At 72.5% G+C, this 13,591-nt stretch carries 11 protein-coding genes; 9 read left to right on the forward strand and 2 right to left on the reverse strand.

Annotated features, from left to right (window positions below):
• Positions 1–22: 22 nt before the first annotated feature.
• Positions 23–580: a hypothetical protein gene (locus tag H299_RS0101160; RefSeq protein ID WP_027746915.1), complete on the forward strand. Its 558-nt coding sequence runs from the start codon at positions 23–25 to the stop codon at positions 578–580.
• Positions 581–1,287: 707 nt separating this feature from the next.
• Positions 1,288–2,076, forward strand: a complete 789-nt coding sequence (locus H299_RS38835) for an IS3 family transposase (RefSeq protein WP_106965689.1) — start codon at positions 1,288–1,290, stop codon at positions 2,074–2,076.
• 67 nt (positions 2,077–2,143) lie between these two features.
• Here the strand turns inward: H299_RS38835 and H299_RS37915 are convergent, their stop codons facing one another.
• On the reverse strand, positions 2,144–2,551 hold the full coding sequence (locus H299_RS37915; RefSeq protein ID WP_486587105.1) for a hypothetical protein: 408 nt from the start codon (positions 2,549–2,551) through the stop codon (positions 2,144–2,146).
• 338 nt (positions 2,552–2,889) lie between these two features.
• Here H299_RS37915 and H299_RS0101175 point away from each other — a divergent pair, with 338 nt between their 5' ends.
• Entirely contained in the window at positions 2,890–3,933 is a 1,044-nt protein-coding gene (locus H299_RS0101175) for an iron chelate uptake ABC transporter family permease subunit (RefSeq protein WP_051262001.1), read from the forward strand.
• On the forward strand, positions 3,930–5,039 hold the full coding sequence (locus tag H299_RS0101180; RefSeq protein WP_027746918.1) for an iron chelate uptake ABC transporter family permease subunit: 1,110 nt from the start codon (positions 3,930–3,932) through the stop codon (positions 5,037–5,039). Before H299_RS0101175 ends, H299_RS0101180 begins: the two co-directional genes overlap by 4 nt.
• A gap of 132 nt (positions 5,040–5,171) precedes the next feature.
• On the opposite strand, the gene H299_RS0101185 is transcribed toward H299_RS0101180, so the two are convergent.
• On the reverse strand, positions 5,172–6,164 hold the full coding sequence (locus H299_RS0101185; protein WP_106965690.1) for an ABC transporter substrate-binding protein: 993 nt from the start codon (positions 6,162–6,164) through the stop codon (positions 5,172–5,174).
• Positions 6,165–6,296: 132 nt separating this feature from the next.
• Between H299_RS0101185 and H299_RS0101190 the strand changes: the two genes are divergently transcribed.
• From H299_RS0101190 to H299_RS31500, 5 genes are all read left to right on the forward strand, one after another.
• On the forward strand, positions 6,297–7,100 hold the full coding sequence (locus H299_RS0101190; RefSeq protein ID WP_027746920.1) for a siderophore-interacting protein: 804 nt from the start codon (positions 6,297–6,299) through the stop codon (positions 7,098–7,100).
• A 4-nt stretch (positions 7,101–7,104) separates the two neighbouring features.
• On the forward strand, positions 7,105–8,844 hold the full coding sequence (locus tag H299_RS0101195) for an ABC transporter ATP-binding protein (protein ID WP_027746921.1): 1,740 nt from the start codon (positions 7,105–7,107) through the stop codon (positions 8,842–8,844).
• Positions 8,837–10,573 carry an ABC transporter ATP-binding protein gene (locus tag H299_RS0101200; protein ID WP_027746922.1) on the forward strand — a complete coding sequence of 579 codons (1,737 nt, stop codon included), beginning with the start codon at positions 8,837–8,839 and terminating at the stop codon, positions 10,571–10,573. Before H299_RS0101195 ends, H299_RS0101200 begins: the two co-directional genes overlap by 8 nt.
• A 122-nt stretch (positions 10,574–10,695) precedes the next feature.
• On the forward strand, positions 10,696–12,852 hold the full coding sequence (locus tag H299_RS0101205) for an FUSC family protein (protein WP_027746923.1): 2,157 nt from the start codon (positions 10,696–10,698) through the stop codon (positions 12,850–12,852).
• 208 nt (positions 12,853–13,060) lie between these two features.
• Positions 13,061–13,531, forward strand: a complete 471-nt coding sequence (locus H299_RS31500) for a hypothetical protein (protein ID WP_158692247.1) — start codon at positions 13,061–13,063, stop codon at positions 13,529–13,531.
• The last annotated feature ends 60 nt before the right edge of the window (positions 13,532–13,591 follow it).

Raw genomic sequence — 13,591 nt, forward strand, 5'->3', positions numbered from 1 at the left:
GGTCAACTGCGACGATGGCTTCATGAGCTTTGACGCAATCTGTCTGATCGCTGAGTGGGATGCCGCCGTTGCGGCATGCCGGGCGTCTGCCGGCACCGACTTCTACTGGAATGCGCCCGAGAATCCAACCGGTGACGATCTTCCGTTCGTGATCGAACGCAACTACCGCGGCTACGATTTCATGCAAGCCGGGTTCTACTACCAGATCCTGCGTCGCCAGTTGCCAAATCATCTGCGTGACAAAGCCGATGCGTTTCTCGGCTCCCTCTACCACGACCTCGGGCCGGGGTGTCCGGAGCCGCCTGAGGATTTGGCCGACGACGTTGGCATAGAGCTTTCGGACTACGAAACGTACTACTCGATGCGTCCAGCAACGACACGGGCAGTACTCGAACGCGCGCGGTCGCTGCCGTGGCTGGAGATCGAACAAGCCGCCGTGAGCGCGGTGATACCACCTCGCATCACCAGGCACGACGTCCGCGACATCGAGCACTTTCGTGGCGCCGTAAGCCTTCAGCAGGACTGGCTGGACGAAGCGGCCCAAACGGGACGCGGGGTGATCGTCCTCCTCAGCCAGTGAACGACACGCAAACTATAACCAATCAGCACGCCTTCCACAGGTCTTGACAATTACTTACTCATATCGTGAAGGCCACGGGCAACGCCAAGGCCATGCCACGGCGTACGCACCACGATTCAACACAGGTCAAAGATGGGGCCTGATGCAGGGATAGGTGACACCTGTCATAGCCTGCCGGGAGGCGGGCTGGAAGGATGTCGCTATGCTCAAGCCGTACCCGCGTGGGTTCCGGGGCGATGTGGTGCGCGTGGCCCGTAATCGTGAGCCGGGGACTACGCTAAGGGCCGTCCCGTAATCCCCGGCGGGCGCACGACGCCAGCTACGGTCCCCTGCCGCGTTGTCGGATCGTCCGAATACGGCCCGGTATGAGGACGACCCTCCGCCTTGCAGGGCACCGCATCTGACGCCGTGCGCTGATCCACCGCGGATTACGGGACAGCCCTTAGCCCGGATCGCAAAGGATTTCGGAATCAACGCGTCCACGCTGAACTCCTGGCTTCGTGAGAGCGAGCCCGACGAACGCCCGCGCGCCGCTGCTGCCGCCTCCTGCCCGGAAGATGCGGATCTTCGTGAAGCGCGCCGCAGGGTCCGGCAGTTGGAGCAGGAGAACGAAGTCCTGCGCAGGGCCGCGGCATATTTCTCGCAGGCGCATCTGCCGGGAAAATGATCTACCCGCTCGTCCGTGAAATGGCGCCGACAACTTTCCCGTGGCGGTGACGTGCAGGGTTTTGGGGATCGCACGCCAGCCGTACTACCGGTGGCTGGCGAAGCCGGTGACCGATGCCGAGTACACCGAGGCGTACCGGGTCGACGCGCTGTTCAACGCGCATGGGGAAGATCCCGAGTTCGGCTACCGGCTCCTTGCCGATGAGGCCAAACTGGCAGGTGAGGCCATGGCCGAGCGGACCGCGTGGCGCCTGTGCTCGCGGGCGGGGTGGTTCTCGCGCTTCGGCAGGGCCAAAGCCGCCAGGCGCCGGCCAGGGCCGGCGGTCCATGACGGCCTGGTGCAGCGGAAGTTCACCGCCACCGGCCTGAACGAGCTGTGGCTGACCGACATCACGGAGCATGCCACTGGAGAGGGAAAGCTCTACCTCTGCGTGGTCAAGGACGTCGCCTCCGGCCGCGTCGTCGGCTACGCGATCGACGGCCGGATGAAATCCAGGCTCGCGGTGAACGCCGTCAACAACGCGGTCGCGATGCGGAAGGCCGCCGGGCAGAACGTCGCGGGATGCGTGGTCCACTCGGATCGCGGCAGCCAGTTTCGCGCGAAGAAGACTCAAAAAGCTCTGAAACGGCACGAGTTGATCGGTTCCATGGGGCGGGTGGCCTCCAGCGCGGACAACGCCGCCATGGAATCGTTCTTCTCCCTGCTGCAACAGAACGTCCTTGACCGCCGCTCCTGGACCACCCGCGAAGAACTGCGGACGGCGATCGTCACCTGGATAGAGAGGGGACCTACCACCGCCGCAGACGCCAACGCTCCCGCCACATGCTGACCCCCGTCGAATACGAAATCATCAACCCCACGCAGCTGACCCAAGCCGCGTAACCCCACCTGTCACCTCAAACTGCATCAGCCCCTTCGACTTCCTGTGGTGGGCCGGACTGCACGGGTTCGTCGGGCGTCTCACCTGACTCATCGACGGGGATGGGTATGTCGCCGTTCGCGTCAGGTGTCCCGGCGGGCTTGTCGGTGCGGGGGGCTGCACCGCTGGGGATGCCGCCGGGCAGCGTCCCGGGATCTGGTGCGGCGCCGCTGCCGCCGGGGGCGTCGGGGGAGCATGGGCGCGCGAACTTTTCGAGGATGTCGAGGAACTGCTTCTCGGCGGGCTGCCGGGCGGGTGAGGCGGTGACCTGCGAGCCGACCGGGGTGGTGGAGGTGGATGAGGCCGCCCGGGTGCCGCAGGCGGTCAGGACGAGAGAGCCCGCAGCGGCTATGACGACGGACGCAGTGAAGCGGATTGATGGCATGGATGAATCTTTGCCCCACGCTCACACGGGGCGCATGAGTACGCGTACTCATAGCTTGATCACGGGCCAAAGGTAGTCGTCGAGATCTCTCGTTCGCCTTCTCGCCGAGTCCAGCCGGGCCATGCGAGCCGACGACCGACCGCGCGGTCCGGTGCATCACCGTCGACGCGGGTCAGCAGTCGGTGCGGCGTCATGGGAACCACCTGCCGTGTGGGCTTCGGGGGCTGGCGGCGGTGCCGCTCACCTGGGAAGTAAGGTTAGGCTCGCTTTACTGGCCCGTGCCGTCGTCGGTGGCGGGCCGTCCGGGTGGGCGAAGGCGGGACGAGGGGGCATCGCGCATGCGCAGCGCCGTGTTCGATGAAGAGGTCCAACGGCGGGGCACCGCACAGGCGTTGCTGCGTGGCGGCGGGCTGCTCGTGCTCGTCGGCGTGCTGTGCCTCCTGGTCCTGCTGAGTATCTGGATCGGGACGAAGGACACCTCGCTCGCGCAGGTCTGGAACGCACTGTGGCACGACGACGGCGCGTACACCACCGACGTCATCCGGGAACTGCGCATGCCGCGCACCCTGGTGGGCCTCCTGGTGGGCGCGTCCCTGGGCGTCGCGGGTGCGCTGATGCAGACGCTCACCCGCAACCCGCTGGCGGACCCGGGTCTGCTGGGCGTGAACGCGGGCGCCTCGGTCGCGGTGGTCTTTGCGATCGGTGTACTCGGGTTCGGCGACTTCATGTCCCTGGTGTGGTTCTCCTTCCTCGGCGCGGCCGTCGCCAGCGTCGTCGTCTACGTCCTGGGGTCCTCCGGGCGTGCCGGGCCGACACCTGTACGCCTCGCGCTGGCGGGCGCGGCCGTCAGCGCAAGCCTGAGCGGGCTGATCGCCGGGCTCACCGTGTTCGACGCGGCGACCTACGACTACCTGCGGTTCTGGATGGTGGGTTCGCTCGCGGGCCGTCGGCCCGAGGTCGTCGTGGATCTGGTGCCGTTCGTCGGACTGGGCCTCCTGGGCGCGCTGTTGCTGGCCCGTCCGCTCAACTCCCTCGCGCTCGGCGACGACCTCGGCCGGGGCCTGGGCGTGCATGTCGGCCGGACCCGGGCGGGCACGGTGGTCGTGGTGACCGTGCTGTGCGGGGCGGCGACCGCGGCGGCCGGCCCGGTGGGCTTCGTCGGCCTGGTGGTGCCGCTGGTGGCGCGCTGGCTGGCCGGGCCCGACCTGCGCTGGATGCTGCCGTACTGCGTGCTGCTGGCCTCGGTGCTGCTGCTGTCCGCCGACATCGTCGGCCGCGTCGTCCTGCCCCAGGGGGAGCTGGAGGTCGGCGCAGTGACGGCGATCATCGGCGCGCCCGTGTTCATCGCCATGGTGCGGCGCCGGAAGGGAGTGTCGCTGTGACGGCCACACAGACCCGTCCGCCCGAGGCGGCCCGGGTGCCCGCACGGCGCCCCGCCGTGCGCTGGGGGCGCCTGTCCGTCCGGCTGCACGGGCGCACCGCGGCGGTGTGCGCGGCGGCGCTGCTGCTCGCGGGCGCGCTGCTCGTGGTGAGCCTGTCCACCGGGGCCTACCGGGTCCCGCCCGGGGACGTGGCACGGGCGCTGTTCGTCGGCACCGGCGACGAACTGGCCGTGTACTTCGTGAACCAGGAACGGCTGCCGCAGGCGCTGCTCGCGATCCTCGTCGGCGGCGCGCTCGGCATGAGCGGCGCCATCTTCCAGAGCATCTCCCGCAATCCGCTGGCCAGCCCGGACGTCATCGGCTTCAACAGCGGCGCCGCGACCGGGGCGATCCTGGTGATCGTGGCAGGTGGCGGGGCCGGGGTGACCGCGTTCGGGGCCGTCGGCGGCGGACTGGCCACCGCCGCGGTGGTGTTCCTGCTGGCCAGCCGGGGCGGCGTGCACGGCGTACGGCTCGTCCTGGTCGGGCTCGGCGTCACCGCGATGCTCGGGTCCGTCAACTCCTACCTGCTCACCCGCTCCACGCTGCACGACGCGCAGAACGCGCACATCTGGCTCATCGGCACGCTCAACGGCCGTACCTGGGGCGCGGTGCAGACGATGGCGGTGGCCCTGGCCGTCCTGCTGCCGCTGGCCCTGCTGCTGGGGCGGGAGCTGCGCATGCTGGAACTGGGCGACGAGTTGGGGCGTGGGCTGGGCGTCCGGGTCGAGCGGACGCGGACGCTGCTGGTCCTGCTCGGGGTGGGCCTGTGCGGGGTGGCGGTGGCGAGCGCGGGGCCGGTGCCGTTCGTGGCCCTCGCCGCGCCGCAGATCGCCAGGATGCTCACCCGCAGCCCGGGCGTGAGCCTGCTGGCGGCGGGCGCGACGGGAGCCGCGCTGCTCTCGGGCGCGCACCTGCTGTCCAACCAGCTGATGACGCTCCTGGCCTGGGCGGGGCTGGCGGACGAGAGCCGGCGCGATGTGCAGCTGCCGGTGGGGGTGACCACGGCGGTGCTCGGCGGCGCGTACCTGGCCTGGGTGCTCTTCCGCGGCCGTCGCGCGCGCTGACGGGCGGCGGGCACGGCGGCGGGTGCAGGTGCGCCTGCGGCCGTACGCGCGGCCGGTCGCCCGGGCCGTCGCGGCGGTGGGCGCCCCGCCTGCCCGGCGCCCACCGCTGCCGCCTGCCGCACTCCCTTGCGGTCAGAGCTTCTTGAGGACTGCCTCGATCTCGTCCACCGCGCCGTTGGCGAAGGAGTACGTGCAGACGCCGTAGTGCTTGATCGGGTAGGCGTGGCCCGCCTTGACCGCGGGTACGTCCTTCCACAGCTTGTTCTTCAGCAGCTCCTGGGTGGGCGGCGACAGCGGGCCGCTGAACGCGCCCACGTACAGCAGGACGGTGCAGTCGCCGAGGTCGTCGAGCTGCTCGTAGCTCTTCTCGATGAAGGTCTCCGTGTCGCCGGGTATCCCGGCCCCGATCTTCAGGCCCAGGTCGCGCATCACGGTCAGGAGGGGTGAGCCCAGGTAGAACTTGCCGCCCTGGGCGCCGCTGAGCGGGGCCCAGGTGGAGGCGGCGATCTGCTTCTTGTAGGTGGTCCGCACCTGCTTGACGCGGGATTCGTAGGTGCGCTTGACGTCGGTGAGCCGGTCTTCGCGGTTCACCGCCTTGGCGATCTTGGCGATCTGCTCGTGCCACAGCGCGCCGCTGCTGCCCCAGTCGTAGTACGCGACCGGTGCGATCTTGGCCAGCGCCGCCGTCTTGTCCTTGTAGAACTGGTCCACGATCAAGTCCGGCTTGACCTTGGCGACCGCCTGCGCGTTGGGCGTGCCGACCGCGCCGATGGTGGGCACGTCCTTGAGCTTCGCGAAGCTCTCGGCGGGCATGAGGGTCTGCTGCGCGGTGCCGTCGGGTATGCCGACGGGGACGATGCCGAGGTCGAGCAGCATCAGCGCGTCGTAGTTGACGGTTCCGACGACACGCTTGGGGTGCTCCGGGACCGTGATGGTGCCGTTGTCCGTCTTGAGGCTGCGCTCCTTGCCGTTCGCGCCGCCCTTCGAGCCGCTGCCGCCCTTGCCGCCCTTGTCGTCCGACTCGCTCACGCCGCAGGCGGTCAGGCCGAATGCCGCCGCGGCACCGGTCAGTCCGCCGAGGAAGTGCCTGCGGCCGAGTACGGCCGAGGTGCGTGCACGTGTCATCTCTGTTCTCCTCCAGTGCGCTTGGGACGGGAGCGGTTCCCCGGCCCACAAGGTATGAGGTTAGCCTTACCTAAAGTATTGGCTGACCGGTGACGCCGGTAGCCGGTCGATCAGGAGCGAGGAGAAGCCGAGATGAGCGGGCCGTCCGCCGAGCACGACCACCCCGTCAGCCGCAGGCCCGGAGGGCTCCACGTCACCAGGGTCAGCGGGGTGCGGCGGCTCACCCCGCGTATGACGCGAATCACCTTCGCCGACCCGGGACTTGGCGCCTTCCTCAGCAACGGCACCGATCAGCACGTCGCGATGTACTTCTACGAGCCGCACGTGGTCCTGCCCCGGCCCTTCACCGCCGAGGCCGCCCGCGCGCTGCTGCCCGACTCCCGCCCGCGGCTGCGCCGCTACACGATCCGCCGCCACCGTCCCGCCACCGGCGAGGTCGACATGGACTTCGTGCTGCACGGTGCCGACCAGCTTGCCTCCGGCTGGGCCGAGCGCGCCCGCCCGGGCGACGAGGCCATCTGGTTCGGCCCCAGCCCCGGGTACCGCATCGGCCCCGACGCCGCCTGGACGGTGCTGCTCGGCGACGAGACCGCCCTGCCCGCGATCGCGGTCATCCTGGAGGAGCTGCCCGCGGGCCATCCGGTGACCGTGCTCGCCGAAGTCGTCGACGAGCACGAGGAGCTGGACCTGCCCACCCGCGCCGCCGCCGACGTCCGCTGGCTGCACCGGGGCAGCCGCCCCGCGGGCGAGCTGCTCGTCCGGCACGCCACCGCGCTGCCCCGCCCGCCCGGCCAGGGACGCGTCTGGGGCGGCGCCGAACGCACCGTCATCCGTACCCTGCGCCAGCACTTCACCGGCACGCTGGGCCTGGACCGTGCGGACACCCGGCTGACCGCCTACTGGACCCGGGGCGAGACCCAGGACAGCGAGGTCTGAGCCCATGCCCCGCGTTCCCCCGTCACCGCACAGCGACGGCACCAGGGAGTACGGCACGGCCAGGGAGTACGGCACCGCCGACGCCCTGCGCCTGCTCGTCGGCTGCCTGCGCCGGCGCCCCGGGCTGATCACCCTCGCCGTCCTCACCGGCCTCGTCTACCAGGCGTCCCTGATCGCGATGCCCTGGTGCATCGAACGCGCCGTGGACCAGGGCCTCGTGCGGGAGGACAGCACCGCCCTGCGCGACTGGGCGCTCGCCATCCTCGCCGCCAGCGTCCTGGCCGCCCTCGCGGAGATGGCCCTCGGCTGGTTCTCCACCCTCTCCGCGACCCTGGAGGGCAACCGCCTCTACCTCGCGCTCGCCGACCGCGTCGCACGCGGCAGCACGCGTGCCCTGGCCCGCTTCGGCGAGGGCGACCTCGGCATGCGCGGCACCCGCGACGTGGACCTGGTGCGCACCTGGCTGATGGGCTTCGCCTCCTTCGTCACCGGCGTCTTCGGCTTCGTCCTCATGGTCGTCGCGATCGTCCGGCTCGACCCGCTGCTCGCGGGGATCTGCCTGCTGTGCGTGCCGCCGCTGGTGTTCGTCAACACCTACTGGTTCCCCAAGCGGTTCGGCCGGGCCAACACCGCGCTCTCCGCCGCGCACGGCGCCCGCGCCGACGCCGTCGAGGAACTCCTCTCCGCCAGTGCCGCCGTACGCGGACTCGGCGGCGAACCCGCCCTGGTCCGCCGGCACGACGCCCGCAGCGCCCAGGTCACCCGGCACACCCTCGCCGCCGCCCGGGTCTCCGCCGACTGGGCGGCACTCTCCCCCTTCGTGCCCGCCCTCGCGGTCGGCGCCGGGCTGGCGGCCGGGGGCCTCGCCGTCCTGCGCGACTCCCTGTCCGTCGGCGGCATCGTCGCCTTCGCGGGCTGGATGAGCATGCTCGTCATGTGGGTGGGCGTGCTCAGTATGCGGCTCAGCCAGCTCAGCCAGGCCACCACCGCCGCCCGCAGACTCGGCGAACTCCTCCTGCCCGCCCCCGGCGAGACCGGCAGCACCGGGCGGCCACTGCCCGCCGGCGGGGACCTCGTCGCCGACGGCGTCACCGCCACCCTCGCCGGACGCACCGCGCTCGCCCCGACCTCGCTGACCGTCCGGCCCGGCGAACTCCTCGCCGTCACCGGCCCGATGGCCTCCGGCAAGACCACCCTGCTGCGCGTCCTCGCCCAGCTCACCCCCGCCGACGCGGGCACCGTCCGGCTCGGTGGTGTCCCCCTCGACCAGGCCGACCCCGACGAGGTGCACCGCCGCGTCGGCTTCGTCCCGCAGCGCCCCGTCACCCTCAGCGGCACCCTCGCCGACAACCTGCGGCTGGGCTCCGACCACACCGACGAGGAGCTGTACGCGGCGCTGCACACCGCCGCCCTCGACAGCTACGTCCGCTCCCTGCCCGACGGGCTCGGCACCGAGGTCGGCGAGGGCGGCGGCACGCTCTCCGGCGGCCAGCTCCAACGCCTCGCCCTCGCCCGCGCGCTCCTGCGGCGGCCCGCCGTGCTGCTCCTGGACGACGTGACGTCCGCCGTGGACACCGCCACCGAACGGCTCGTCATCCAGCGGCTGCGAGCCCGTGCCGGGAAGACGGCCCTGGTCGCGGCGACCCACCGCCCCGCGCTCCTCGCCGCCGCCGACCGCGTACTGACACTGGAGGCCGCCGGAGCACCGGCCGGAGCGGAAGCGGGAGTGATGACCGGTGGCTGAGCAGCAGCGACTCTCCGCCTCGCCCGACACCAGCCGGGTGCTGCGCCGCGCCTGGCCCTTCACGCGTGGCCGGCGCCGCCGCATCGCGCTCGCCCTCGGCACCAGCGCCGCAGCCACCCTCACCGCCGTCGCGGTGCCCGTCGTCATCGGCGCGGGCGTCGACCAGCTCCTGGCACGGGACCGCGGCGGACTGCTCACCGCCGCGGGCGTCCTGATCGCGCTGGCCGTGCTGCGCCTCGTCCTCTTCCGCCAGTCCGAGGTCCTGCTGACCACCGTCGGCGAACACGTCGTACGCCACCTGCGCGAACTCGCCGTCCACCGCCTCTCCCGCGCGCCGCTGCGGTTCCTGGAGGCGCACCCCTCCGGCGACCTGCTGCGCCGCACCACCACCGAGATCGCCGACCTGGCCCACTTCGTCCGCGCCCAGCTGCCCGACGTGCTCAACGTCGCCGGCTACCTGCTGTTCACCCTCCTCGTGCTGCTGTTCCACTCCTGGCCGATGACCCTGGCCCTGCTCGTGGTCTTCGTGCCCGCCCTGGTGTGCGTGCTGCGGCAGTTCAAGAAGATCGCCCCGCCCGCTTTCGCGGCCGAGGCCGCCGCCGCCGGGCGGGTCGCCACCACGTACCAGGAACTGGTCGGCGCCCGCGAGATGCTGCGCACCAGCGGCGGCACCGGCTACTGGCGGCAGCGCTTCGTGGCCGACACGGACGCACGCTACCGCGCCGCCCGCCGCACCCAGCGCACGCTGTGCGTCATCAGCCTGGCCCGGGTGGTTCAGGGCGTCACCACGGCCGTACTGCTCGGCGTCGGCGGCTGGCTGGCCGCCGACGGACGGGTCAGCGTCGGCACCGTCGTCCTGTTCGTCCTCGCCACCCGCCAGCTCTTCGACTCGGCCACCCAGGCGTCCAACCTCGTCGGCCAGGTCCAGCAGACCCTCACCGGCCTCGCCCGCCTCCTGGACCTGCTGACCAGCACGGCGGGCCCCGCACCGGGCGGGGCACGGGGCCTGGCACCGGGCGGGGTGCCGGCCCCGGCGGCCGAGCGCCGGACCGCACCGCGCGGCGTCCTGGAGGCGCGCGACGTGCGCTACGCGTACGTGGACGGCGTGGAGGTCCTGCACGGCCTGTCCCTGCGCGCGGCGGCGGGGGAGCGGCTGGGACTGGTCGGCGCGACGGGCGCGGGCAAGACGACCCTCGCCAAGCTGCTCACCGGGCTGTACGACCCCGACAGCGGCAGCGTCTGCTACGACGGCGTCGACCTGCGCGACCTGCACCCCGAAGAGCTGCGCCACCGGGTGGTGCTCGTCCCGCAGCGCGTCCACCTGGTCGCCGGCTCCCTGCTGGACAACCTCGGCCTGGTCGGCGGCGACCCCGGCGAGGAGGCGATCCGTCAGGCCGTCGGCCGCCTCGGCCTCACCGCGTGGACGGAGAGCCTGCCCGAGGGCCTGTACACGCGCCTCGGCGGCGACGGCGCCCGCCTCTCCGCCGGTGAACTCCAGCTGATCGGCCTCGTCCGCGCGGCCCTCCTCGACCCGGCCGTGCTCGTCCTGGACGAGGCCACCGCCGACATCGACCCCGGTACCGCCCGGCAGTTGGAGGCGGCCCTGGACGCCCTCCGCACCGACCGCACCCTCCTGGTCATCGCCCACCGCCCGTCCACCATCGAACGCCTACCCCGGCTGGTGCGGATGGCCGGGGGCACCGTGGAGGCGGCCCCGGCCGGTGGCTGAGGCGTGGCAGGGGCGTGGCAGGGGACCGTGACCGAGGCTGGTGACTGAGGCGGGCGGCACGTGGCCACGGCCACGTACCACGGGTGGCGCTTCGGGCCGTCCGCCCGGTTACCCTCGCGATCATGAGCTGGCTGCGCGCGCTCCGCGACACGACCCGCTCCGGACTGCGGGTCGAGCGCACCGCGCTCACGCCCTTCCTCGCCGTCCGGGGCGCCTGCGGCGTGGCCCTGATCATCGGACTGGCCCTCCACTTCGGCACCCCCACCCTGGCCGTCTCCTCCGCCTTCGGCGCGTTCGCCTCCGGGGTCGCCACCTTCCAGCGCAGCTGGCGGCCCCGGCCGGTGCTCGCACTCGGCGCCGCCGCCGGACTGGCCGTCTCCACCTTCCTCGGCTACCTGTGCGTCCCCTGGGACGCCGCGTTCCTCGCGCTGCTGGGCGTATGGGCGTTCGGGGCCGGGATGGCCTGGGCGGTCGGGCCGACCTCGGGCGTGGTCGCCTCGCTGACCGTGGCGGTCATGCTGGTCGCCGTCACGCTGCCCACCACCGTGCTCGGCGCGCTGGGCCACGCCGGGCTGATCGCGGCGGGCGGGATACTCCAGGCGGTGCTGATCGTGCTCTTCCCGGTCCGCCCCTGGCGCGAACGGCGCACCGCCCTCGCCGACGCGCTGGCCGCCGTGGCCGACTACGCGCGCCGCCTGCGCCACGACCCCAGCGCCGTGTTCGACCCCGTACCGCTGATGGAGGCGCGCAGCGCGGCGGCCGTCACCCCGCGCGAGGCGCGCCGCCGCCCGCGCCAGCTCCAGGGGTACCGCGCGCTGGCCGAGCGCTTCCGGCCCGTCCTCGCCTCGCTCGCCGACCCGGTGGTCGGCGGGGCTCCGGCCGAGGGCCCCGAACGTGACCGCGTACGGGAGCTGCTGGCGGCGGCGGGCACCGTACTGGACGCCTCGGCGCGGGCGATCCGGCGCGGCGAGCCCGTCCGCATCCCCGAGGACGCGCTGGCCGTCCTCCAGGTCCCCGAGTCCGGGCCGGTACTCGAAGGGCCCGCCCGCAAGACCGCCATGCGGCTGATCGCGCTCACGGACGACGCGGTGGAGGCGGCACAGGAGCCGGTCGAGGTGACGCGCCCGTTCGCGGCGCTGCGCCCGCGCGCCGGGTGGCAGCGGGCGGACACCGCGGGCGCGTCGGGCGCTCCGGGCGCATCGGACGCTCCGGGACGCCCCCGCCATCTGCACCGCCCCTCGGTGCCCGGCATGCTGCCGGCCGCGCTGCGTGCGCTGCGGCGCGAGCTGCGCTGGTCCTCATCCGTCCTGCGGCACGCGGTGCGCCTGGCGGTCGTCATCCCGTTGGCCTGGCTGCTGGGTGAACTCCTGCCGCCCGCACACGGGTACTGGATCGCGCTCACCGCGGTGATGGTGCTGCGCCCCGACTTCACCCAGACCTTCGAACGCGGCGTCGCCCGCTTCACGGGCACCCTGGTCGGGGTCGTCGTCGCGGGCGCGCTGATGGCGCTGACCGACCCCGGCCCGTACGCGAGCGGGGCGCTGGCCGTCGTGTCGATCGGCCTGGCGTACCTGCTGTTGAACGCCGGGCACATCATCTTCTCCGCCTGCCTCGCGGCCTATGTCATCTTCCTGCTCGGCATCGCCGGGGCGGAGTGGGCTCAGACGGTGCCGGAACGGGTCTGGCTGACCGCGGTCGGCGGGCTGGTCGCGATGCTCAGCTACGCCCTCTTCCCGGCCTGGGAGACCCCGCGCCTGCGCGACCGGCTCGCCGACTGGCTGGACGCGAACGGGCGTTACGCCGTCGCCGTGCTGGAGTGCTTCGCCCGCCCGGCGAACCGCCGCCCGCGCCAGGTGCGCGACGCGCTGCTGGACGTACGCGCCGCGCGTACCGCGTGGGACCTGGCGGCCGGCCGGGCCGGGGCCGAACCGGTGCGCCACCGGGGGCTGAACCGCCGCGCCGCACGCGACGCGCAGCTCGCCCTGGTCACGATGGGCCGGGTCACGATGCTGCTGGAGGCCCATCTGCCGGAGCCGGAGGTGGAGCCCTCCTTCCCGGCCGAGCCCACCGCCGCCGCGCACTACGCGGCGGCGCTGGCCGCCTCCCTGGCCCCCGCGTCCGCCGCCCTGCGCGCGGGCGAGCCGCTGGACTGGGACCGCGTGCACGAGTCGGTGGCGCGCTGGCAGGCCGCCGCGGGCACCCTCTCCCCGGTCGAACTGCGCGGCGCGGACCTGCTCACCGACGCCCTCGACGAACTCGCCGCCGCGGTCGCGCCGTAGCGGCAAGGGCGCGGCGCCGCGCACCGGGGACCGGCGGGACGCGGCCCCTCGCACAAGGCGCCTCGGGTGATACCCGTTCCCGCACCGGCCGGGGAGCGCGGCGCTGCACCTGTTCCTGGACTGGCGCACCCGGCCCGGAACGGGTACGCGGAAGCAGGCACGTAGGAATCCGGTGTGATGGCGGACACGGGCCGACTAGCGTCGGCGTATGCGTGCAATCGAGTTCCACCGGGTCCCCTACGCCCTCCCATGGTCGGTCGAAGGCAGGAGCATCGAGGTCTTGGAATACCTGGTCGACGGTGTCCCGTTCCTGGAACTGGTCCGCCGCGCGGAACTTCCCGACGCCCTGGCGGAACAGGCGGAGCACGCCGGCGAATTCGCTCCGGACCCTGCACCGATGCTCGCCGGAGCGTACGTGTACGGCAGTTTCAGCTGCGACCACCTGCTCGGCGGCAAGCCGGACATGGTCCCGCACGGTGCAGAGGAAGGCGAGACCGTGCTGCTCGGATGCGACTGCGGCATCTTCGACTGCTGGGCACTGACCGCGACGATCACCGTCGACGACGACACCGTGACGTGGTCGAACCTGCGGAACACCTGCCGCGACTGGAATTACGACTCCCTCGGGACCCTCACCTTCTCCCGTCGGCAGTACGAGGCCGCACTGCTCGGCCCATGACACGGGTCAACCCACCGACCGCGTCGGGCGCTGAGGGCCGCCGCCCGGCCCGGGCTCTGC

The organism is Streptomyces sp. CNH287, from assembly GCF_000424825.1.